Origin of the sequence: Levilactobacillus namurensis, from assembly GCF_032197885.1 — a bacterium.
Classification (GTDB): domain Bacteria; phylum Bacillota; class Bacilli; order Lactobacillales; family Lactobacillaceae; genus Levilactobacillus; species Levilactobacillus namurensis_A.
Genome location: NZ_CP134159.1, coordinates 1,105,282 through 1,127,096 on the forward strand (window position 1 = coordinate 1,105,282; position 21,815 = coordinate 1,127,096).

Consider the following 21,815-nt stretch of genomic DNA (forward strand, 5'->3'; position numbering starts at 1 on the left):
GGTGGCTAGGCAGTGGTGCATTGCTGTTGGCTTTACTTAGCTTAAGCATTACCCTGACCATCAACGCCGTCTGGCTGTACCGACTAGACATCCAGTGGCTGCATATTTCGCAGACGGTGGACTTGTCACCGGCACGGTTAATGCATAATTACGGGCAACTGTTGGCCTATTTGGAGTTGCCATGGGTCACGAATCTGCAAATGACGGATTTTCCGACTTCGTTTACGGGGATGGTTCACTTTGAGGATGTTAAGCGGCTGTTTCTGGTCAACCATGGCGTTCTATTAGTAAGCCTGGGCCCAGCCGTCTGGTACCTTCGGCAGCTACGTAGTCGCGCTGAACAGTGGCGATTGCTGCGATTGACGCAGGTCGTTGCGGTAATTCCGCTGGTTTTAGCGGGCTGTATGGCGGTCAACTTCAACGGGTTCTTTATTGCGTTTCACCAACTACTGTTCCGGAACAATGACTGGTTGTTCGATCCCCGGTTAGATCCGGTGATTACGGCCCTACCAGATACCTTCTTCTTGCATTGCTTCGTCTTAGCCTTTGTCCTCTTTGAGGCAGGACTAGCGGGGCTTTACTGGTGGGCCCGCCGAGCAATTCAACGTGCATGAAAAAAAGTCTGTCATCTCTGGGGGATGACAGACTTTTTGAGTTGGTGAACGATTAGTTATCTTCGGGAACGTTTTGCGAGTGCGCTTTAGGCGCTTGTGGTGTACTGTGGCGGCCCTTGAGCCAGCCAACTAGTGCAGGAATCAGGGAAATCACGATAATTCCCAAAACGACAGCGGAGAAGTGTTCTTTAACGAAGGGGATGTTACCGAAGAAGTAACCGCCCCCGCAACAGATGATGATCCAAGTGATGGCCGCACTGACGTTGTATTTTAGAAAACGGTGATACGGGAACTGGGAGCCGGCAGCCGTGAAGGGAACGAAGGTCCGAATGATCGGCATGAACCGGCCTAGGAAGATGGCGAGGGGACCGTGCTTTTTAAAGAAACGTTCCGACTGGGCAAGCTTGTCCTTATTGATGAGACGTCCAAACCAAGAGTGATTTGAAAGGGCAGCGCCTACCCGGTGTCCTAAGTAGAAGTTTAGGGAATCACCGCCAATCGCCGCCAGTAAGAAGAGGGCGATGAATAGCCAGATATTTAAGCCATAGGCTGGATTGGCAGCTAAGGCTGCTGCGGCGAACAGTAGGGAATCTCCGGGCAAAAACGGGAGAATCACGGCGCCGGTCTCAATGAAGATAATGGCAAAAAGAATGAGGTAGGTTGAGCCGCCAAAGGTATTGACGATGTTAACCAGGTGATCGTCAATGTGTAAAACAAAATCGATTAAATAGCCCATTACAGTCTCCTTAGTAATTTGTATTGCCTACATTGTAATGACTTTTGACCCAAACGTCAGCTGGTATGGCCAAACTTAAGGAAATTTATGAACATTCTGAGTCGGACTGGGGTGCGTCGTGAGCTAAGCGAGCAGCGGCGGCTGCGGCCACGGCGCCAACGAGGTCATCCAGAAATGTATGGATGCTTCCGGGTTGGTGGGCATTCAGGAGCTTAAGAATTCCCGGTTTCAGGCGGTCAATGTAGCCGTAGTTGGTAAAGCCGATGGAGCCGTAGAGGTTGACGATGGACAACGCCATGGTCTCATCTAGGCCGTACAGTCCTTCGTCTTCTTCGACAATGGTCTGTAGGGGTTCTAGTAACGTGTGGTGTTCTGCGGCTAAGTCGAGTTGGATACCGGTCAAAATGGCGTTTTGCACTTCACGCTTTTGCAGGACAGTCAAGACACTTGCGCGTGCTTGGGCCAGAGTGAGGTCGGCAAGATAGTCTTTTTGTAGGAACATGACCAGGTTGGCGATGGCTTCGATGGAGACCCCACGTTCTGAGAGTAGGGCAATCGTTCGCGCTTTAAGGTGGGCACTAGCTTGAGACATTGAAATTCCTCCTAACGGTTTTGGAACAATGTCTCTAGTATAGCACTGAAGTGTTCGGTTGCTTTTTTGGCGGTTGGCGGTGATAATGGATACAGATGTTTTTGACAAGGATATGGAGGATAATTATGACAAAGTTTCCACAAATTGATTTAGCAAACGCCAAGGGCCCCCAAGTGACGCTTGAAACGTCAATGGGTTCCATTCAACTGCAACTGTTTCCGGAACAAGCCCCAAAGACGGTTGAAAACTTTGTAACGCATGCAAAGGCCGGCTACTATGATGGCTTAACGTTCCACCGGGTCATTCCTAACTTTATGATTCAGGGTGGTGATCCAACCGGGACCGGTATGGGTGGTGAAAGTATCTGGGGCCATCCATTCGAGGATGAGTTCTCACCAGAGTTATATAACTTAAGAGGTGCGCTATCCATGGCCAATGCGGGTCCTAATACGAATGGGAGCCAGTTCTTTATTGTACAGGACACAAATATGACTGAGCAGATGCAGAACCAAATGAAGGATGCGGGCTTCCCGGAAGAAATCGTGAAGGCCTACCAGAATGGTGGGACGCCGTGGTTAGATTTTCGGCACACGGTCTTTGGCCAAGTTATTAAGGGCATGGACGTTGTAGATGCGATTGCTAAAGTTGATCGGGATGCAAGCGACCAGCCAACCACGCCGGTAACGATGGATAAGGTGACGGTCACGGAATAACCTGATAGTCGCCTATATAAGGAGGAAACGAAATGGCTTTTAGAATTGGCCAACGGGTTTCCGGACGAATTACGGGGATTCAGCCCTATGGAGCCTTTGTAAGCTTAGGTGGCCATCGTCAGGGACTCATCCATATCTCGGAATGTCACTGTGGTTATGTTAAGGACATCCATGATTACTTAAAGGTTAACCAGGAAGTTAACGTGGTCATTTTAGACATTGATGAGTTTACGGGGAAGATCAGCTTATCACTCCGGTGTTTGGAGCGGTTAGATTTAGAGACGCCGGTGGATGAGCATCGGCACCGCCACTACTGGACCAACCATCATGTAAGCATTGGGTTTAAGCCTATTGCGGATCGGTTAGAGGGATGGAAGGCTGAAGCACAGCAACGGTTAGATGATCAGCAGACATCGAATTAAGGATGTCTGCTTTTTTCTACGTTTTGTCAATAAAGATGTTGTTAAATCAATGTTTTATGATGAGAAATTTAGGGTCTAGGTTCCGGAACGATGTTCTTCGTTCCGGAGCCTAGGCCCTATTGCTATTATTTTAGTGATTTATAGCCAGCTAAATAAGCCTTGGAGGTATCAAATTTTTTTCAAGGCTGGTATTATAAACTATAATGAATGTTACTTCGATTGAGGGCTCAGCTCATAGGAGTAAGGTTGATTCGTTTTTATCAGGTATAGGATTGTTTTAATAAGACGATCCATTTGACGGACGATGAGTTTCTTCTTTGAAGAAGAAGCTTCTCGTCTTTTTTCGTATGCATCGCGAATATGATTGTCGCCCATCTTAGGATTAAGCATAAGAACGACCGTCCAATACAAGATTCGGCGTGCATGGGGATTACCGTGTTTGGTGATATGGCGAGCGGATTGATGGTCACCGGAGTCAACTTCCGTTGTGTCCAGGCCAACATAGCTGTTCAATTGCTGACGGGTATTGAACCGTCGGATATCACCTAATTCACTAATTAGCCGAATGGCGGTACTGCCACCAATACCAGGGATTGTTTGAAGAAGCGTAAACTCTGACAAGGATTTACCTAAGGCCATCATGCGCACGACCTGCTGGTCCTGCGCTGCTTCTAGGGTGAGAACTTGTTCCGCCAAAGCTTTCATTTGCCGCGTGTTATCCGAAGTAACGGGTACGGCGTCACCATTCTGAGCGGCCAGTTTCCATAACTTTCGTGCGGCATCGTGAATACGCCTAGCGTTCATCCCTTTGAAATGTGCTGCTGATATTCGTGCTTCTAACGCGTTAAGGTCGCCAATTTCACGAACGATTTGTGCATGCGGGAAGAGTGTTAGGATCTTCCAAGCCAGCTTTGTATCGAAGTTAAAGCCACCCTTGGAGGCCCCAAATGACGCAAATACAAGCTGTAAGACACGATGAGCTCGATTGCGGGCCCGTTTCTTATCCTCATTGAGTTGGTCGTAATAACGGTTCATATCCGTTAATTCACGATAGATGGGATCCTGTTTGTAAGCTAGAAGATAGGGCTCTAACTGTTCGGTAAACTCGGTAATCGCCAATCGGCGCGCATCACGTTGATCGTTTTTTCTCATTCGCGTACCAGTGGCGATGCGATTCTTAGCCGCCAGGGGATTTAAAATATGGTAATTCAAATTTTCTTGTTGAAGGAAATACTCTAAGCGCCGGGAGTAAACACCAGTCGCTTCAAAGACGATTTCCGCTTTTCCGCCGAACTGAAGCACGACGTGTTTCAGTTCATTAAATCCCAGTGCATCTAGAGGGACGGTCAGTTCTTTGGCGACGATTAAATCCGTCGCCACCGCAACGTTAGCTTTGTTTTTACTGACATCGATTCCAATAATTGTTCGCATAATCATATACCTGTCTTTCTGAAGTCTTCACGTCAGTTTTAGTAATCTCGTTTTCAAAACACGGCTTCGAGAGCCCAAATACTTTGATCAAATTGACTAAAACCAGTGAAGCGGCCATTTTTTATTACGGTCTCAAGGACCCAAAGCGCCCACGGCCTGTCTTCACTACCACTATAAAGTAATAGAGGCATAGGAGCACCCCGTCGGGTAACTTCTATGCCTCTAAGCTTAGTATTTTTTTATTGAAAAAACGCTTGACCGAATTAGCAATGATTGATATGATATTATCTGTTGTCGCAAGGACAGCCAATTGCATAAATAACAAGTTTCTGAATGTTCATACAAATTCGAAATTTGTGCTTGACGCTGTAAACGTCAACTGATACAATGGTTTATGTTGTCAGGGCGACCTTGATAAGAAACTTAATAAACGAAATTTTGAATAAACATTCAAAATTAAATTTAAAAAGTTGTTGACAGGTTTTAACCGACATGATATACTTTAAAAGTTGTCACGGAGCAATTGCTTCTGATAACTTGGTAGACCTTTGAAAACTGAACATTGTTTCGACAAACCAAATATGTGTAGGGTGGTTTGAATTTTAGATTCAAACCCAAAGCAATATTTGCGAAGTCAATTCGCTTTGAAAATGTAACAACAATCGATGAGCTATTCGAGCTTATCATCTTTAAGATGAGAGTTTGATCCTGGCTCAGGACGAACGCTGACGGCATGCCTAATACATGCAAGTCGAACGAGTTCCCGTTGATTGACGTGCTTGCACTGATTTCAACATTGGAACGAGTGGCGAACTGGTGAGTAACACGTGGAAAACCTGCCCAGAAGCAGGGGATAACACTTGGAAACAGGTGCTAATACCGTATAACAACAAAAACCGCATGGTTTTTGTTTGAAAGGTGGCTTCGGCTATCACTTCTGGATGGTTCCGCGGCGCATTAGCTTGTTGGTGGGGTAACGGCTCACCAAGGCAATGATGCGTAGCCGACCTGAGAGGGTAATCGGCCACATTGGGACTGAGACACGGCCTAGACTCCTACGGGAGGCAGCAGTAGGGAATCTTCCACAATGGACGCAAGTCTGATGGAGCAATGCCGCGTGAGTGAAGAAGGGTTTCGGCTCGTAAAGCTCTGTTGTTGAAGAAGAACGGGTGTCAGAGTAACTGTTGACATCGTGACGGTATTCAACCAGAAAGCCACGGCTAACTACGTGCCAGCAGCCGCGGTAATACGTAGGTGGCAAGCGTTGTCCGGATTTATTGGGCGTAAAGCGAGCGCAGGCGGTTTCTTAAGTCTGATGTGAAAGCCTTCGGCTTAACCGAAGAAGTGCATCGGAAACTGGGGAACTTGAGTGCAGAAGAGGACAGTGGAACTCCATGTGTAGCGGTGGAATGCGTAGATATATGGAAGAACACCAGTGGCGAAGGCGGCTGTCTAGTCTGCAACTGACGCTGAGGCTCGAAAGCATGGGTAGCGAACAGGATTAGATACCCTGGTAGTCCATGCCGTAAACGATGAGTGCTAGGTGTTGGAGGGTTTCCGCCCTTCAGTGCCGCAGCTAACGCATTAAGCACTCCGCCTGGGGAGTACGACCGCAAGGTTGAAACTCAAAGGAATTGACGGGGGCCCGCACAAGCGGTGGAGCATGTGGTTTAATTCGAAGCTACGCGAAGAACCTTACCAGGTCTTGACATCTTCTGCCAATCTTAGAGATAAGACGTTCCCTTCGGGGACAGAATGACAGGTGGTGCATGGTTGTCGTCAGCTCGTGTCGTGAGATGTTGGGTTAAGTCCCGCAACGAGCGCAACCCTTATTATCAGTTGCCAGCATTCAGTTGGGCACTCTGGTGAGACTGCCGGTGACAAACCGGAGGAAGGTGGGGATGACGTCAAATCATCATGCCCCTTATGACCTGGGCTACACACGTGCTACAATGGACGGTACAACGAGTCGCAAAGTCGCGAGGCTAAGCTAATCTCTTAAAGCCGTTCTCAGTTCGGATCGCAGGCTGCAACTCGCCTACATGAAGTTGGAATCGCTAGTAATCGCGGATCAGCATGCCGCGGTGAATACGTTCCCGGGCCTTGTACACACCGCCCGTCACACCATGAGAGTTTGTAACACCCAAAGCCGGTGAGGTAACCTTTTGGAGCCAGCCGTCTAAGGTGGGACAGATGATTAGGGTGAAGTCGTAACAAGGTAGCCGTAGGAGAACCTGCGGCTGGATCACCTCCTTTCTAAGGAATATACGGAGGCTACACATACTTTGTTGAAACAATGGTCAGTTTTGAGGGGTCTACCCTCAAACTTGTTCTTTGAAAACTAGATACTATCAATTATTTTCCTTTAATTATTAAGATAATTAAACCGAGAACACCGCGTTTATTTTGAGTTTTTTAATTAGTTTAAATCGCTAATACTCGATTAATCGTTTATCACGTCGTGATAAATAGGTTAAGTTATGAAGGGCGCATGGTGAATGCCTTGGTACTAGGAGCCGATGAAGGACGGGACTAACACCGATATGCTTCGGGGAGCTGTACGTAAGTTTTGATCCGGAGATTTCCGAATGGGGAAACCCAATCATCTTTACCGATGATTACAACTTGACGAATACATACTCAAGTTGTGGCAGACGTGGGGAACTGAAACATCTAAGTACCCACAGGAAGAGAAAGAAAATTCGATTCCCTAAGTAGCGGCGAGCGAACGGGGAACAGCCCAAACCAATGTGCTTGCACATTGGGGTTGTAGGACTGAACATTTGAGTTACCAAAGTCAATGATAATCGAAGTGTCTGGGAAGGCACGGCAGAGAGGGTGATACCCCCGTAGATGAAATCGTTGACCCTCAGTTCAGGATCCTGAGTACGGCCAGACACGTGAAACCTGGTCGGAATCCGGGAGGACCATCTCCCAAGGCTAAATACTCCCTAGTGACCGATAGTGAACCAGTACCGTGAGGGAAAGGTGAAAAGCACCCCGGAAGGGGAGTGAAATAGTTCCTGAAACCATGTGCCTACAATTAGTTAGAGCCCGTTAATGGGTGATAGCGTGCCTTTTGTAGAATGAACCGGCGAGTTACGTTAATTTGCAAGGTTAAGGTGTAAAGACCGGAGCCGCAGCGAAAGCGAGTCTGAAACGGGCGTTTCAGTAAATTGACGTAGACCCGAAACCAGGTGACCTATCCATGTCCAGGCTGAAGGTGCGGTAAAACGCACTGGAGGGCCGAACCCGTGTATGTTGAAAAATGCTGGGATGAGGTGTGGATAGCGGTGAAATTCCAAACGAACTTGGAGATAGCTGGTTCTCTCCGAAATAGCTTTAGGGTTAGCCTCGGAGTCAAGAATCGTGGAGGTAGAGCCACTGTTTGGACTAGGGGCCCGTCATGGGTTACTGAATTCAGATAAACTCCGAATGCCACAGATTTATATCCGGGAGTCAGACGATGAGTGATAAGATCCACCGTCGAAAGGGGAACAGCCCAGACCACCAATTAAGGTCCCTAAATATGTGCTAAGTGGAAAAGGATGTGGAATTGCATAGACAGCTAGGATGTTGGCTCAGAAGCAGCCACCATTTAAAGAGTGCGTAATAGCTCACTAGCCGAGTGACTCTGCGCCGAAAATATACCGGGGCTAAGCACATTACCGAAATTGTGGACGCAACTATGTTGCGTGATAGGAGAGCGTTCTAAGGGCGACGAAGTTAGACCGCAAGGACTAGTGGAGCGCTTAGAAGTGAGAATGCCGGTATGAGTAGCGAAAGATCAGTGAGAATCTGATCCACCGAATGACTAAGGTTTCCTGGGGAAGGCTCGTCCTCCCAGGGTTAGTCGGGACCTAAGCCGAGGCCGAGAGGCGTAGGCGATGGATAACAGGTTGATATTCCTGTACTAGTTAATGTTGTTTGAACGATGGAGGGACGCAGGAGGCTAAAGCATGCGCACGATTGGAAATGTGCGTCCAAGCGTCAAGTCTGGTGATGAGTCAAATGCTTATCACTAAGGACAAGGCGTGACGGGGATCGAATTTTAGTAGGGAAGTGCTCCACGTCACACTGCCGAGAAAAGCTTCTAGTTAGACATTAATTACCCGTACCGCAAACCGACACAGGTAGTCGAGGAGAGTATCCTAAGGTGAGCGAGTGAACTCTTGTTAAGGAACTCGGCAAAATGACCCCGTAACTTCGGGAGAAGGGGTGCTACACGCAAGTGTAGCCGCAGTGAAAAGGCCCAGGCGACTGTTTATCAAAAACACAGGTTTCTGCAAAATCGTAAGATGACGTATAGGGGCTGACGCCTGCCCGGTGCTGGAAGGTTAAGTGGATGAGTTAGCTTCGGCGAAGCCCAGAAATGAAGCCCCAGTAAACGGCGGCCGTAACTATAACGGTCCTAAGGTAGCGAAATTCCTTGTCGGGTAAGTTCCGACCCGCACGAAAGGCGTAACGATTTGGGCACTGTCTCAACAAGAGACTCGGTGAAATTATAGTACCTGTGAAGATGCAGGTTACCCGCGACAGGACGGAAAGACCCCATGGAGCTTTACTGTAGCTTGATATTGGGTGTTGACACAGCTTGTACAGGATAGGTCGGAGCCGTAGATATCGGAACGCTAGTTTCGATGGAGGCGCTGGTGGGATACGACCCTCGCTGTGTGAACACTCTAACCCGCACCACTTATCGTGGTGGGAGACAGTGTCAGGTGGGCAGTTTGACTGGGGCGGTCGCCTCCTAAAAAGTAACGGAGGCGCCCAAAGGTTCTCTCAGAATGGTTGGAAATCATTCGTCGAGTGTAAAGGCAGAAGAGAGCTTGACTGCGAGACAGACAGGTCGAGCAGGGACGAAAGTCGGGCTTAGTGATCCGGTGGTACCGTATGGAAGGGCCATCGCTCAACGGATAAAAGCTACCCTGGGGATAACAGGCTTATCTCCCCCAAGAGTCCACATCGACGGGGAGGTTTGGCACCTCGATGTCGGCTCATCGCATCCTGGGGCTGTAGTCGGTCCCAAGGGTTGGGCTGTTCGCCCATTAAAGCGGTACGCGAGCTGGGTTCAGAACGTCGTGAGACAGTTCGGTCCCTATCCGTCGCGGGCGTAGGAAATTTGAGAGGAGCTGTCCTTAGTACGAGAGGACCGGGATGGACATACCGCTGGTGTACCAGTTGTGCCGCCAGGCGCATCGCTGGGTAGCTATGTATGGATGAGATAAACGCTGAAAGCATCTAAGTGTGAAACTCGCCTCGAGATGAGATTTCCCATTCCTATATGGAAGTAAGACCCCTGAGAGATGATCAGGTAGATAGGCTGGAAGTAGCAGCACCGTGAGGTGTGGAGCGGACCAGTACTAATCGGTCGAGGACTTAACCAAGTAATGGTGTTCTCAAGAAGATAATTGGTAGTAGCTAGTTTTGAGAGAACAAGCTCTCAATAGTGTGGTGGCGATAGCCTGAAGGATACACCTGTTCCCATGCCGAACACAGAAGTTAAGCTTCAGCACGCCAAAAGTAGTTGGGGGATCGCCCCCTGCGAGGATAGGACGTTGCCACGCGTATATGGAGGATTAGCTCAGTTGGGAGAGCGTCTGCCTTACAAGCAGAGGGTCACAGGTTCGAGCCCTGTATCCTCCATTGAGCCCTTAGCTCAGTTGGTAGAGCATCTGACTTTTAATCAGAGGGTCGACAGTTCGAGCCTGTCAGGGCTCATTCACCGAGAGGTGAATGACAATTAGATATTTGAGCGATACTGGCTATGCCGACTTAGCTCAGTTGGTAGAGCACCTGTCTTGTAAACAGGGGGTCGGAAGTTCGAATCTTCTAGTCGGCATCATATGCGGAAGTAGTTCAGTGGTAGAACATCACCTTGCCATGGTGGGGGTCGCGGGTTCGAATCCCGTCTTCCGCTTAATACCGAGAGGTATTAGGTTATATACATTTTGCACCCATAGCGCAACTGGATAGAGTGTCTGACTACGAATCAGAAGGTTGTAGGTTCGACTCCTACTGGGTGCATTTAAACGGGAAGTAGCTCAGCTTGGTAGAGCACCTGGTTTGGGACCAGGGGGTCGCAGGTTCGAATCCTGTCTTCCCGATTAAATAAAAATATTTTATTTAACACTTCGCGGTGTAGCTCAGCTGGCTAGAGCGTTCGGTTCATACCCGAGAGGTCGAGGGTTCGATCCCCCCTGCCGCGATTTAAGACTTGAACTGGACCTTTAGCTCAGTTGGTTAGAGCAGACGGCTCATAACCGTCCGGTCGTAGGTTCGAGTCCTACAAGGTCCATTTATTTGGACGTTGGTGTCTAGTGTTATGTATTATGGAGGATTACCCAAGTCTGGCTGAAGGGAACGGTCTTGAAAACCGTCAGGTGGGTAAAACCACGCGAGAGTTCGAATCTCTCATCCTCCTTTTCCATCATCGCGGGATGGAGCAGTCTGGTAGCTCGTCGGGCTCATAACCCGAAGGTCGTTGGTTCAAATCCAGCTCCCGCAATCATGGTCTGTTGGTCCAGTTGGTTAGGACGCCTCCCTGTCACGGAGGAGATCACGAGTTCGAGTCTCGTACAGACCGTTTATGGCTCGGTAGCTCAGTCGGTAGAGCAATGGATTGAAGCTCCATGTGTCGGCGGTTCGATTCCGTCCCGCGCCATTGCTTTACTCATACAATGCGGGTGTAGTTTAGTGGTAAAACCACAGCCTTCCAAGCTGTTGTCGCGAGTTCGATTCTCGTCACCCGCTTTGCATGGGCCTATAGCTCAGCTGGTTTAGAGCGCACGCCTGATAAGCGTGAGGTCGATGGTTCGAGTCCATTTAGGCCCATCTTTGGAGAAGTACTCAAGTGGCTGAAGAGGTGCCCCTGCTAAGGGTATAGGTCGCGGAAGCGGCGCGAGAGTTCGAATCTCTCCTTCTCCGTTGTAACACCATATCACATTTTGATATGACCCGTTGGTCAAGTGGTTTAAGACACCGCCCTTTCACGGCGGTAACATGGGTTCGAATCCCGTACGGGTCATTGTACCATTTAATTTTATTACTATTATCGCGGGATGGAGCAGTCTGGTAGCTCGTCGGGCTCATAACCCGAAGGTCGTTGGTTCAAATCCAGCTCCCGCAATCAATGGTCTGTTGGTCCAGTTGGTTAGGACGCCTCCCTGTCACGGAGGAGATCACGAGTTCGAGTCTCGTACAGACCGTCCGGTAAGGTCTTCCTGTGGGGAAGGCCTTTTTTGGTACGTCAAAATCCTTTTTAGGCGCTGAATCAAGGGTGTAAGGGGGAGCCTGGAACTCTAGCGGCGAAAATCTTGAGAACTTAGTATGGTTGACCCCCTTGCCCCCTAAGGTGAGTGGCGATGTGTCATTAATCATGACTATTAATTAAAATGATGGTACACTAATGGCGCAATGGCATTATCTAACGGGTCGTGGAAGTTTTCAGTGGTTTGTTGGTGTAATTTTGGTTACAGGCGACTAGTTAGATGGTCAAAACTTTAAGGAGTTGAGACAATGACTAAGGAACTTAGCAATCAGGAAATTGTACAATGGACAACTGAGCGGCTTCGACGCCGTGGCATGAACCCTAAGAATTGGCAACTTATGGCGGTTTTGCTTGATCGGGAGGTCTATTTATTTGTTCCGAAATGCGCATCGATGAGAGCAAGTTACGGTTTATCAACGACACCGGGGGCAGCTGGATATGGGGAATTTGTGGGGTGAGTAACCCCATGAAGGCCGGTTAAGAGAAAAGTAGATACTAAAGCGACCACTCGTCGATTATCTGAGTGGTCGCTTTTTTAGCATTGATGGTTCAACAGAAATTCCCGTAACTGAGGATCGTGAGCATATAGGTACAAGCCATGCACGCCGCGTTTCATTAAGACGTTGATGGAATTGAGCACCAGTTGTTCCTTGATCAGCTGCAATTGGTGGGGGTCCGTTAAATCAGACCGGCGTTTGAAGGTCTCAACGTCAGTGTACTTAGCCAGGTCAATGGTCAGTTGACCATTTGCGGCTAGTGTAACTGGGGGGCCTAAGATCACCCCGACGTAATTGAGGTCAAATCCTTGGCAAGTGTAGATGGAGCCAACTTCGTTTATGGTTTGGGGAAGTTCCGCCCAAGGGGTTTGCGTATAGTTGTATTGATCCCAGGGGAGGCGAAACCGTCCCTCTTGAATGTAGTGTTTCCCACCATCGAGCGTTGAAGGGTAACCCGAGGTGGAAACGATTCGTGCCAGCCCCGTTTCCTGATTACGCTGTACAATGGCTTGACGCATTTCCTCGGCATCCGCAAAGATCCGTAAGTCATATTGGGGACCGCCAGAGGAAGGTACCGGACGTAAATCGTGGTGCGTGAAGGCGTTGATCCACCGGACTAGGGCATCACTGGCGTGCATCCGGAATTGGTGTGTGAGACGGTAACGTTCGTGGGGGTATGGCGCCACGAGGTGTTCAAGCCGCTGCTCGGTCCAAAAACTCTTCATCCGTAGAACTTGAGTTTCGTCAAAGACGACCACGATGACTTTAGCCGTTTGCATTAAAGAAGCGAGTTGGTTGTCACCGTAAAAGTTATTATAGTGATCAGCTTGAGAAAGCAACAGGTGTGCTTCGTCGATAATCAGGACATCGGCGGAAGTCTTGCCCTGAGCAATCTGGTTGATCAGGGTTGTAGGACGTTGAAAGTCCTTCTTGTAGAGGTGGGGTTGCTGGCCCGCAATGGCGCGGTAAACTTTAAGAATTTCAGGATGGTTAACCAGAAAGTAATTGGTGGTGCCGGCAAGCGGCGAAGTGGGTTGGGTCCGGTTAGCACTCTGAACCCGGTTGAAGAGGTGGGCTAAGACCACGCTTTTACCGGTTCCGGCATCGCCGTACAAGCTAAAGATTGCAGGATGTTGTCCGTTTATGTGAGAAGTTATGAAGTGATACATGTGTTGGACCAAGTGCTCCTGGTCGGGCGTTAATGGTAATTCAGGAGAGATTTTATTAATTGCTGCGTTTGATGGTTGAATAACCCTGATGCCACCTTTCTGTCAAAAGTCATACCGCCATTGTACCGCGAATCGTGTGCAAAAGAAAAACCCCTTAGTGCAAAGGGGTTAACACTTACTTGGTCTTGGTTAGGGCAATGCGATGATAGCTTGCGGTGTGGTAGTGATTCGCACTAGTCGCGTAGATGTTGAGTGGTGTAAACTCCGGAGAGTTGCGCCAGAGCGAGTAAGCTTGACTGTCTTCCCAGATAGTCAGAAGACTGTAACTGCCGCTGTCATGTTGCTTGGTCATGACGTACAAAGCCTTCATTCCGTGGGGCAACAGGTTGCTGGCTAACCGGGTCGTCTTGGCTTCGAAAGCCTCGGCGGTGTGCGGGTCGAACTTGAAGTAGCTGAAGCTGTAAAATCCCTTCCAGTCAGTGGTTCCTTGGTGTAACCGTACCTGATAGTCTAGTCCAGCGGAAAATAGACTGGGTTGGTCCGAAGCATCAATCAACTGGAGCCCTTGATTATCACCAGTCGAACTAGCGAGTAAGATTAACTTGCGGTCGGGGTGCTCGGCAATGAACTGCTTGAGAACATCGCGACTACCGAATGTGAATGCTAGATTTCTTAACATAGCGGAATCCCTCCTTGTTAACACCTTCATTATACCCCGTTTTTTGGGGAAACCTGAAACGTTTACACCTCCGAATAGACGCGCTAAACTAGAGAGAAAAGATTCATGAAAGGGTGATCTGATGGAATTAACAGTTTTAGGATGCTACGGCGGCTATCCGTATAATGGGGTGGGAACCAGTAGCTACTTGGTGACTAGTGGGGACTACCACTTGTTATTGGATTGCGGGAGTGGCGCATTGACGGCGTTACAGCGTTATCTTGACCCCTTACAGCTGGATGCGGTCTTACTGACCCACTATCATCACGACCATACTGCTGATGTGGGCGTTCTGCAGTATCTTTGGCAGTTGGCTCCAGGGACCAAAAAAGAACCGGTCTTGCCTATTTATGGTCATCAAGAGGATGCTCAGGCCTTCGCAGGATTGACTTGGCCCCATGCAACGGAAGGGCACGCTTACCAACCTGATCAAGCGTTGACGTTGGGCCCACTGACCATCACGTTTGGGCCGACTCATCATCCGGTTCCGGCGTATGCGCCCATCATCACGGAGACGACTACGGGACGCCGGTTAGCCTTTACGGCGGATACAGCCGCCTTTCCCGAGCTCAGTACTTGGGCGCAACACGCGGATGTTTTGCTGGCGGATACTAACTTCTACGCGGATCATCAGGGAACGGCCTGGCATTTGACATCCACTCAAGCAGGACAACTGGCCCAAGATGCGCAGGTTGGGCGGTTACTTTTAACGCATTTACCACAAACGGGACAATTATCACAATTGGCCGCGGAAGCGCAAACCGCTGCCGGGAAAGTACCCGTTAACGTTGTCCATGCAGGGACTACTTATCGTATTTAACGGTCATGGGTATCAAATAATTTCTAATAAAGGCTTCCCTTTTAACTTAAACATGATATAATGGTATCTATTAAATATAAGTTATATAAGGGAGGATTTACAAATGACTGTGACACTGTTTACGACGCCTAGTTGCTCGTCCTGCCGGAAGGCTCGCCTTTGGTTAGAGGACCATGGAATCGCATATCGAGAACAGAATATTTTTGTGACCCCCCTCAAAGCAGCGGATATTAAGGCCATCCTGCGGTTGACTGAGGAAGGCACGGAAGAGATCATCTCGAAGCGGTCCCAGGCCTACCAACAATTAGGCACTCAGCTGGAGGAGTTACCCTTAGGTGACTTGTTTGACCTGATTCGCCGACACCCGGGAATCTTACGGCGGCCCATCGTCATGGATGACCGCCGGTTACAGGTGGGCTTTAACGAAGAAGAAATTCGGCGTTTCTTACCGCGTTCGGTCCGAATTCAAGCCTTACAGACTGCCCAACGTTTAGCGAATGGACAAAAATAAGATGAATTAGTTGCATCTAACTGGATTTGTGGGAAAATACTACTTGCAGTCCAGTTTTTTGTGAGCATTGCTTTACAAGCCCACAAAAACGGTTAGAATGAGTAACAAGGACAATACCCAACCCACGAGAAAGGGGTGTTATTCATGGAAATGGAACGAATCAATGAGAATACGATTCGGGTGGTTATTGGTAATGACGACCTCAGTGAACGTGGAATCACTGTGTTGGATTTGCTGGGTAACCACAAGCAAATCGAAAGTTTCTTCTATAGTATCTTAGAGGAAGTCGACGTTGATCATCAATTCCAAGACAACGATGCGGTGACGTTTCAAGTCTTACCAAATCGTAATGGTCTGGAACTGTTTATCAGCAAGAACGTCGATCCCGACGCGCCAGTTGACGATGAACAGGCTGATACCAGCGTAGACGCCGATCACCCCGATCAAGTGTCGGATCAGATTAAAGAACACTTACTCGGTAAAGATGGTCGTCGGAAGAACGTCTTTTCTGCGATGGCGGAAGCGAGTCGGCGGAATGCGGCGAGCGAGAGTAACGACGTTGCGGATTATCTGAATGATGATGGTCAACCGACTGTCTCCCAAGTTGTGCGGTTACACGCCTTCGAGGACATGATTAGTCTGGCCCGGGTCCTGCACTTAGATAGTGCGGCCTCGAACCTCTATCAGTACAACGGCGATTACTACTTAGAATTGATTTTCTTTACAAATGAAACTTCACGAGAAGCCATCAAGGACGATATGTCAGTGGCTTATGAGTACGCTGACCGGTCTAAGGTGGCCCCAGATGTCCTGGCAGAGCATGGCAAGTTAGTCATGGAGCACTCGGCACTGGAGTTGACACGGTACTACTTTTTAGACGCTAAATAGTTTAAATTTTAAAAAAGACTAGATGTTCGCTGAAAAAGTGAACACCTAGTCTTTTTATTTAGCCGACGATTCACTTAAATGGTCCAGCAGAGCGACGCTTAAATGGCCAATCAGCGCTTGATTGTATTGCATACCAGCAGATTGAAATTGAGCGATGGCCAGCACTTGTTCCTTGGTGAACCCGGCTTTAATCAACCCGTTGATGCTAGTGGACATCGCGGCCTGTTGCTCCTTTTCCGTTTGGGCGATGCCAGCCTGTAGGGCGGCTTGAATGAACTTGGCATTTTCTTGATGGGACATAAAATCAACCTCCTAAAGATTAAACTTAGTGTAGCATAGAATTTCCTTAGCGGGTATTCCCGGGGAACGTTGTAGTGATGGTTGTTCTTTTTAGAAAGCGGTTACATAATTTGCTAGTGGGTCGTATAATTAAACCTAAAAGGAGTGGTTAGATGTCAGAGTTAACGGGAAAAGTCGCCATTGTGACGGGTGGATCTTCTGGAATCGGCCTGGCAACTTGTCAACGATTGGTTAAAGATGGAGCCATTGCCGTTTCGGCGGATCTCGAGGCCCCGGAGGATTCTCGAATCAAGTTTGTGAAGACAGACGTTACTGACCAACGCTCATTGCAGAACTTGGTGGAAACCGTGGTGCGCCAGTATCATCAGATTGATATTTTGGTGGCTAATGCGGGGATCACCGAGCATAAAGCGGGAGTCGCCGACTTAGACGTGGCCAATTGGCAACGGGTCATCGATGTTGATTTGACCGGAGTTGTCTTGACCGATAAGTACGTGGTCCAACAGATGGTTAAGCAACGGAGTGGCAGCGTCATCAACATGAGCTCCATTTTAGGCGTCGTGGGAGCGGCCAACTCGCAGGCTTATTCGGCTGCCAAAGCCGGGGTGGCGAACTTTACCCGGTCACAAGCCGTGACTTACGCACCACAGGGGATCCGCTTCAACGCCGTGGCGCCGGGCTACGTGAACACGCCGCTACTTCAGACACTGCCGAGTGACGTCACGGATAGCATGGTCGCCAAGATGCCCGTGGGCCGGTTAGCCGAGCCATCTGAAATTGCGAACGTGATTGCCTTCTTAGCCAGCGATGATGCGTCGATTGTGACGGGTGCAGTGATCAACGCTGACGGCGGGTACACCGCACAATAACTTTAGACCTAGTGGTTAAAAAGACTGAGACGCTCACGACGGCTCAGTCTTTTTGAACGCAAAACGGCATCCCGCAACAGGGGATGCCGAGTGCAATTAACGTCGTTCAATGGCCAATAGGTAGGGTGGCGTGTGCACCTGATTGATGAACCCATACTGTAAGACTTGGTAGGTCTTTTGGGGAAGGGCCGCACAGAATTGGTGGACGGCTTGTGCTTCCGTAGCGCCACCGGGATGACCGGCGTAGACGACCAGGATGACCCGCCCGCCACGCGGTAGGTGCGGAAGTAAGGCCTTGACCGCGGTGAGCGTGGTGGGGGCGTGGGTGATTTTGGTCTTATCACTCCCAGGAAGGTAGCCCAGGTTGAAGATTGCGGCGGCCACGGTTTGGTCCGGTGCTAAATAGTCAGCAACGTGTTCGTGACCGACGTGGTGTAAGCTGACCCGGGACTGTTGGCCGGTGAGGGTCAATTGTGTTTGGGTGTGCGCTAAGGCGACAGCTTGAACGTCAAAGCCGATGACGTGGCCGGTGGGGCCCACCAACTGAGCGAGAAATAGCGTGTCGTGTCCGTTACCTACAGTGGCGTCAACCACCGTGGCTCCTGGGTAGACGCAAGCTTCTAAAAGGGTATGACTATAGGTTAAAGCGTTTGGTAAATTCATTAGAAATCATCTCCATGTCGGGTCAAGAACCATTGGGTCACGGTTAGTAGAAAGAATCCCAGTAACCAGCCGGCCAAGACATCCGTTGGGTAATGGACACCGACGTAGACTCGGGAGATGCCAACGGCTAGGATCCATAGGCTGGCCAATCCGGTGATTAAGTACCGAATACCGGGAGACTGGCGTAAGTAGCGCCCGGCCAGCACGATGACCGTGCCCCACAGGAGCATGACGGTGATGGAATGGCCGCTGGGAAAGCTAAAGGAACTAGCCGCGACCAGTCGGTTGACGGTGGGCCGCGGGCGCTGCACCAGATTCTTTAGGATGAAGTTCCCTAATCCGGCCCAGCCTAAAACGTTGACCAGCAGGAAGAAACTGGCACGGTATCGGCGCGCAATCACCAAGGCAACCACCAGAATGATGGTGACCCAGGTGACGGGCTTGGGGTTTCCCGCCGTGGTGACGGCAATGACGGCTTGCGTCAAGGGGTGGCTTAGCGGTTGGCGAATCAGGTGAATTAGGGCTTGGTCGAGTTGGGCGACCCAGACTTGGTGGAAGACGACCCCGAACAGGTCAATCAAAAAGAGGCAGCCAGCAGCCCAAGTCAGGCCCCAGCGCCAACGTGATAGTCGTGGCATATAGTGTACTCCTCAAAACAAATTAGTAGCTCAAGTATAGCACACCGAATTCGTAATTTTAGGGGAGATATCCGCCGGGTGTCTTGCTTTTCTAAAGGGGGTTTGCTAAGATGAGGACAATCACCAATTATCTAAAACGTTGACGAGAAGTAGTAGATGGGATGTGGCCGTCAGAGAGCGGATGGGGCTGAGAATCCGTGACCACTGAATCGAACTTGTCTCTGAGTGTTCTCTGCCGCAAGGTGGGCGTCTGGCGCCGTTATCCGCCACTGAGTCCCAGACATTGGGAAAACGTAGGTGGTACCGCGCTCAAACGCCCTACAGAACGTCGTCATTTGGCGACTTTCTGGGGGCTTTTTTCAACTCAACGTTTTCATTATCAGAAGGGAAGAAAATTCATGGCATACAAACATGAAATAATTGAACGCAAGTGGCAACATTACTGGCGGGTCAATAAGACTTTTGAAGCATCTGATAGCACGTCTAAGCCCAAGTACTATGTCTTAGACATGTTCCCTTACCCCTCTGGCCAAGGCTTACACGTCGGCCATCCAGAAGGCTATACGGCAACGGATATCATGGCACGGTACAAGCGGATGCGAGGATTCAACGTCTTACACCCCATGGGGTGGGATGCCTTTGGCTTACCGGCTGAACAATATGCTCTGAAGACGGGGCACAACCCTAAGGACTTCACAGCCCATAACATTAAAAACTTTAAGCGTCAGATTCGGTCGTTAGGCTTCTCCTATGACTGGAGCCGTGAGATCAACACCACGGACGAATCGTACTACAAATGGACGCAATGGATCTTTGAACAGCTCTACAAGAAGGGCTTGGCTTACGAAGATAAGATCATGGTCAACTGGGCGCCCGACTTTATGGGTGGGGTCGTTGTGGCCAACGAAGAAGTGGTCGATGGGAAGACGGAACGGGGCGGTTACCCCGTCTACCGGGTTCCAATGCGCCAATGGGTCCTGAAGATCACGGCCTATGCGGACCGCTTGATCGATGATCTGGACGATTTGGATTGGCCAGAAAGCATCAAGGAACAACAACGGAACTGGATTGGCCGGTCAGAAGGGGCCAGCATCTTCTTCCCAGTCGCTGGGCAAGCGGACCAGAAAATCGAAGTCTACTCGACGCGACCAGATACGTTATTCGGCGCGACCTACATGGTCTTAGCACCGGAACATCCGTTAGTCGATAAGATTACGACGCCGGACCAAGCGGCTGCCGTTAAGGCCTACAAGGAATCGATTGAACATAAGTCGGATCTGGAACGGACTGACCTGAACAAGGATAAGTCAGGGGTCTTCACCGGTGCTTACGGGATTAACCCTATGTCGGGGAAGAAGTTACCTATCTGGATCGGTGACTATGTCCTGGCTTCTTATGGGACGGGGGCCATTATGGCGGTGCCGGCACACGATGACCGGGACCACGATTTTGCCCAGAAGTTTGAGTTACCAATTATCCAAGTCATTGCACCAGAAGACGGTGACGTGGACGTCCAAGATGCCGCTTACACGGGCGATGGTCAGCATGTGAACTCCGACTTCATGGATGGCATGAACAAGGCCGACGCCATGAAGGCGGCCATCAATTGGTTGGAAGACCACAACGCAGGCCACAAGCAAGTCAACTTCCGGTTACGGGATTGGATCTTCTCACGGCAACGCTACTGGGGTGAACCGATTCCCGTTATCCACTGGGAAGACGGCGAGACGACGCTGGTTCCCGAAGACGAGTTGCCATTACGGTTACCAGCGGCTAAGCAACTTGAGCCGTCTGGAACGGGTGAAAGCCCATTGGCAAACTTGGACGACTGGGTCAACGTGGTCGATAAGAATGGCCGTAAAGGTAAGCGGGAAACCAACACCATGCCACAATGGGCAGGGAGTTCTTGGTACTTCTTGCGGTACGTCGATCCGCACAACGATAAGATGATTGCGGATCCAGAGAAGCTGAAGTACTGGATGCCTGTTGATCTGTACATCGGTGGAGCGGAACACGCGGTACTGCACTTGCTGTATGCACGGTTCTGGCATAAGTTCCTGTACGACTTAGGGGTTGTGCCGACTAAGGAACCATTCCAGAAGTTAGTCAACCAAGGGATGATCTTAGGAACCAACCACGAAAAGATGTCTAAGTCTAAGGGGAACGTTATCAACCCTGATGAAATCGTCGAGAAGCAAGGGGCCGATACGCTGCGGTTGTACGAAATGTTCATGGGACCACTGGAAGCTTCCAAGCCATGGAGCACGGAAGGCATCAATGGCTCTCGGCGTTGGTTAGATCGGGTTTGGCGGTTATTGATCGATGATAACAACCACCTGCGCGACCGGGTCACGATGATCAACGACGGAACGCTGGACAAGAGTTACAACCAGACGGTCAAGACGGTCACGGATGACATCGAGAACATGCGCTTTAACGTCGCTATCTCGCAATTGATGGTCTTCGTCAATGACGCATACAAGGCGGACAGCCTACCGTTGATTTACATGGAAGGCTTCGTCAAGATGTTGTCACCAATCGCGCCGCACATCGCGGAAGAACTCTGGTCCTTGATGGGGCATGAGGAAACGATTGCTTACGCTAAGTGGCCAACTTATGATCCGAAGCAGTTAGTGGAAGACGTTATCGAAATGGTCGTTCAAGTCAATGGTAAGGTCCGGGCACACTTGAAGGTGGCCAAGGATGCTGATAAAGACGCCATTGAAAAGGTTGCGTTGGCGGACGAAACCGTCAAGGCGCACACCGATGGCAAGACGATTCGTAAAGTGATTGTTGTTCCAGGAAAACTAGTCAACATTGTGGCCAACTAAAATGGTTTAAAAAAAGACGATTCAACGTGCAAAAGCCGTTGAATCGTCTTTTTAAGTGGACTCATCCAGCCGAGTTGATAAAGTTGCTGACCCAGCCAGACGTGTTCAGATACCTTGACCATTAGGACTCTTT

General features: G+C 49.6%; 17 protein-coding genes, 18 tRNA genes and 3 rRNA genes. 30 read left to right on the forward strand and 8 right to left on the reverse strand.

Features of this window, described 5'->3' with window-relative positions; all coding sequences use genetic code 11:
- The first annotated feature begins 26 nt into the window (after positions 1 to 26).
- On the forward strand, positions 27 to 614 hold the full coding sequence (locus tag RIN67_RS05215; protein ID WP_264999939.1) for a TIGR01906 family membrane protein: 588 nt from the start codon (positions 27 to 29) through the stop codon (positions 612 to 614).
- Positions 615 to 666: 52 nt separating this feature from the next.
- Here the strand turns inward: RIN67_RS05215 and RIN67_RS05220 are convergent, their stop codons facing one another.
- Entirely contained in the window at positions 667 to 1,350 is a 684-nt protein-coding gene (locus RIN67_RS05220; protein WP_024747018.1) for a VTT domain-containing protein, read from the reverse strand.
- A gap of 85 nt (positions 1,351 to 1,435) precedes the next feature.
- Positions 1,436 to 1,942, reverse strand: a complete 507-nt coding sequence (locus RIN67_RS05225) for a phosphatidylglycerophosphatase A family protein (protein ID WP_264999940.1) — start codon at positions 1,940 to 1,942, stop codon at positions 1,436 to 1,438.
- Positions 1,943 to 2,067: 125 nt separating this feature from the next.
- Here RIN67_RS05225 and RIN67_RS05230 point away from each other — a divergent pair, with 125 nt between their 5' ends.
- Positions 2,068 to 2,655, forward strand: coding sequence for a peptidylprolyl isomerase (locus RIN67_RS05230; RefSeq protein ID WP_313872943.1), 588 nt, complete (start codon positions 2,068 to 2,070; stop codon positions 2,653 to 2,655).
- A 32-nt stretch (positions 2,656 to 2,687) separates the two neighbouring features.
- Positions 2,688 to 3,077 (forward strand): CvfD/Ygs/GSP13 family RNA-binding post-transcriptional regulator, encoded by a 390-nt coding sequence (locus RIN67_RS05235; protein ID WP_264999941.1) that lies wholly within the window; start codon positions 2,688 to 2,690, stop codon positions 3,075 to 3,077.
- 210 nt (positions 3,078 to 3,287) lie between these two features.
- On the opposite strand, the gene RIN67_RS05240 is transcribed toward RIN67_RS05235, so the two are convergent.
- Positions 3,288 to 4,514, reverse strand: coding sequence for an IS110 family RNA-guided transposase (locus RIN67_RS05240; protein WP_313872918.1), 1,227 nt, complete (start codon positions 4,512 to 4,514; stop codon positions 3,288 to 3,290).
- A gap of 684 nt (positions 4,515 to 5,198) precedes the next feature.
- On the opposite strand from RIN67_RS05240, the gene RIN67_RS05245 reads away from it, so the two are divergent.
- The 22 genes from RIN67_RS05245 (at position 5,199) to RIN67_RS05350 (ending at position 12,236) form a co-directional block, all read left to right on the forward strand.
- Positions 5,199 to 6,764: ribosomal RNA gene (locus tag RIN67_RS05245) — 16S ribosomal RNA — on the forward strand.
- Between the two features lie 215 nt (positions 6,765 to 6,979).
- Positions 6,980 to 9,895: ribosomal RNA gene (locus tag RIN67_RS05250) — 23S ribosomal RNA — on the forward strand.
- A 63-nt stretch (positions 9,896 to 9,958) separates the two neighbouring features.
- Positions 9,959 to 10,075: ribosomal RNA gene (rrf, locus tag RIN67_RS05255) — 5S ribosomal RNA — on the forward strand.
- The 16S, 23S and 5S rRNA genes sit together here with 18 tRNA genes alongside, the layout of an rRNA operon.
- A gap of 6 nt (positions 10,076 to 10,081) precedes the next feature.
- A tRNA-Val gene (locus tag RIN67_RS05260) sits at positions 10,082 to 10,154 on the forward strand.
- 2 nt (positions 10,155 to 10,156) lie between these two features.
- Positions 10,157 to 10,229, forward strand: a tRNA-Lys gene (locus RIN67_RS05265).
- A 48-nt stretch (positions 10,230 to 10,277) separates the two neighbouring features.
- Positions 10,278 to 10,350, forward strand: a tRNA-Thr gene (locus RIN67_RS05270).
- A gap of 6 nt (positions 10,351 to 10,356) precedes the next feature.
- Positions 10,357 to 10,428, forward strand: a tRNA-Gly gene (locus RIN67_RS05275).
- Positions 10,429 to 10,461: 33 nt separating this feature from the next.
- Positions 10,462 to 10,535, forward strand: a tRNA-Arg gene (locus RIN67_RS05280).
- A gap of 6 nt (positions 10,536 to 10,541) precedes the next feature.
- Positions 10,542 to 10,615, forward strand: a tRNA-Pro gene (locus RIN67_RS05285).
- 28 nt (positions 10,616 to 10,643) lie between these two features.
- A tRNA-Met gene (locus RIN67_RS05290) sits at positions 10,644 to 10,717 on the forward strand.
- Between the two features lie 15 nt (positions 10,718 to 10,732).
- Positions 10,733 to 10,806 (forward strand) — tRNA-Ile (locus RIN67_RS05295).
- A gap of 36 nt (positions 10,807 to 10,842) precedes the next feature.
- Positions 10,843 to 10,932: transfer RNA gene (locus tag RIN67_RS05300), tRNA-Ser, on the forward strand.
- Positions 10,933 to 10,942: 10 nt separating this feature from the next.
- Positions 10,943 to 11,016, forward strand: a tRNA-Met gene (locus RIN67_RS05305).
- 4 nt (positions 11,017 to 11,020) lie between these two features.
- Positions 11,021 to 11,094: transfer RNA gene (locus RIN67_RS05310), tRNA-Asp, on the forward strand.
- Between the two features lie 5 nt (positions 11,095 to 11,099).
- Positions 11,100 to 11,172, forward strand: a tRNA-Phe gene (locus tag RIN67_RS05315).
- Between the two features lie 18 nt (positions 11,173 to 11,190).
- Positions 11,191 to 11,261: transfer RNA gene (locus RIN67_RS05320), tRNA-Gly, on the forward strand.
- Positions 11,262 to 11,267: 6 nt separating this feature from the next.
- Positions 11,268 to 11,342: transfer RNA gene (locus RIN67_RS05325), tRNA-Ile, on the forward strand.
- A gap of 5 nt (positions 11,343 to 11,347) precedes the next feature.
- A tRNA-Ser gene (locus tag RIN67_RS05330) sits at positions 11,348 to 11,435 on the forward strand.
- Between the two features lie 27 nt (positions 11,436 to 11,462).
- Positions 11,463 to 11,535: transfer RNA gene (locus tag RIN67_RS05335), tRNA-Glu, on the forward strand.
- Between the two features lie 28 nt (positions 11,536 to 11,563).
- Positions 11,564 to 11,637, forward strand: a tRNA-Met gene (locus RIN67_RS05340).
- Positions 11,638 to 11,642: 5 nt separating this feature from the next.
- Positions 11,643 to 11,716, forward strand: a tRNA-Asp gene (locus RIN67_RS05345).
- A gap of 310 nt (positions 11,717 to 12,026) precedes the next feature.
- Positions 12,027 to 12,236 carry a hypothetical protein gene (locus RIN67_RS05350; protein WP_313872944.1) on the forward strand — a complete coding sequence of 70 codons (210 nt, stop codon included), beginning with the start codon at positions 12,027 to 12,029 and terminating at the stop codon, positions 12,234 to 12,236.
- A gap of 77 nt (positions 12,237 to 12,313) precedes the next feature.
- Here RIN67_RS05350 and RIN67_RS05355 read toward each other — a convergent pair whose 3' ends face one another.
- Complete coding sequence (locus tag RIN67_RS05355) at positions 12,314 to 13,444, reverse strand: DUF2075 domain-containing protein (protein ID WP_313872945.1); 1,131 nt, start codon at positions 13,442 to 13,444, stop codon at positions 12,314 to 12,316.
- Positions 13,445 to 13,619: 175 nt separating this feature from the next.
- Positions 13,620 to 14,123, reverse strand: a complete 504-nt coding sequence (locus RIN67_RS05360; RefSeq protein ID WP_056944964.1) for an antibiotic biosynthesis monooxygenase — start codon at positions 14,121 to 14,123, stop codon at positions 13,620 to 13,622.
- A 121-nt stretch (positions 14,124 to 14,244) separates the two neighbouring features.
- Here RIN67_RS05360 and RIN67_RS05365 point away from each other — a divergent pair, with 121 nt between their 5' ends.
- From RIN67_RS05365 to RIN67_RS05375, 3 genes are all read left to right on the forward strand, one after another.
- Positions 14,245 to 14,982 carry an MBL fold metallo-hydrolase gene (locus RIN67_RS05365; protein WP_264999059.1) on the forward strand — a complete coding sequence of 246 codons (738 nt, stop codon included), beginning with the start codon at positions 14,245 to 14,247 and terminating at the stop codon, positions 14,980 to 14,982.
- A gap of 103 nt (positions 14,983 to 15,085) precedes the next feature.
- Positions 15,086 to 15,493, forward strand: coding sequence for a transcriptional regulator Spx (gene spx / locus RIN67_RS05370; protein ID WP_264999058.1), 408 nt, complete (start codon positions 15,086 to 15,088; stop codon positions 15,491 to 15,493).
- 144 nt (positions 15,494 to 15,637) lie between these two features.
- Positions 15,638 to 16,381, forward strand: a complete 744-nt coding sequence (locus RIN67_RS05375; RefSeq protein ID WP_264999057.1) for an adaptor protein MecA — start codon at positions 15,638 to 15,640, stop codon at positions 16,379 to 16,381.
- A 54-nt stretch (positions 16,382 to 16,435) separates the two neighbouring features.
- On the opposite strand, the gene RIN67_RS05380 is transcribed toward RIN67_RS05375, so the two are convergent.
- On the reverse strand, positions 16,436 to 16,681 hold the full coding sequence (locus RIN67_RS05380; protein ID WP_024746552.1) for a hypothetical protein: 246 nt from the start codon (positions 16,679 to 16,681) through the stop codon (positions 16,436 to 16,438).
- A 152-nt stretch (positions 16,682 to 16,833) separates the two neighbouring features.
- On the opposite strand from RIN67_RS05380, the gene RIN67_RS05385 reads away from it, so the two are divergent.
- The gene (locus RIN67_RS05385; protein ID WP_264999056.1) at positions 16,834 to 17,550 is read left to right on the forward strand and encodes an SDR family NAD(P)-dependent oxidoreductase; all 717 of its coding nucleotides are present in this window, start codon (positions 16,834 to 16,836) and stop codon (positions 17,548 to 17,550) included.
- A 96-nt stretch (positions 17,551 to 17,646) separates the two neighbouring features.
- On the opposite strand, the gene mnmM is transcribed toward RIN67_RS05385, so the two are convergent.
- Together mnmM and RIN67_RS05395 are read right to left on the reverse strand one after the other, a co-directional pair.
- Positions 17,647 to 18,213: a tRNA 5-(aminomethyl)-2-thiouridylate-methyltransferase MnmM gene (gene mnmM, locus RIN67_RS05390; RefSeq protein WP_264999055.1), complete on the reverse strand. Its 567-nt coding sequence runs from the start codon at positions 18,211 to 18,213 to the stop codon at positions 17,647 to 17,649.
- Positions 18,213 to 18,851: a phosphatase PAP2 family protein gene (locus RIN67_RS05395; protein WP_264999054.1), complete on the reverse strand. Its 639-nt coding sequence runs from the start codon at positions 18,849 to 18,851 to the stop codon at positions 18,213 to 18,215. The genes mnmM and RIN67_RS05395 overlap by 1 nt, the downstream gene beginning before the upstream one ends.
- 398 nt (positions 18,852 to 19,249) lie before the next feature.
- Between RIN67_RS05395 and leuS the strand changes: the two genes are divergently transcribed.
- Positions 19,250 to 21,682 (forward strand): leucine--tRNA ligase, encoded by a 2,433-nt coding sequence (gene leuS, locus RIN67_RS05400; RefSeq protein ID WP_264999053.1) that lies wholly within the window; start codon positions 19,250 to 19,252, stop codon positions 21,680 to 21,682.
- Positions 21,683 to 21,815 lie beyond the last annotated feature (133 nt).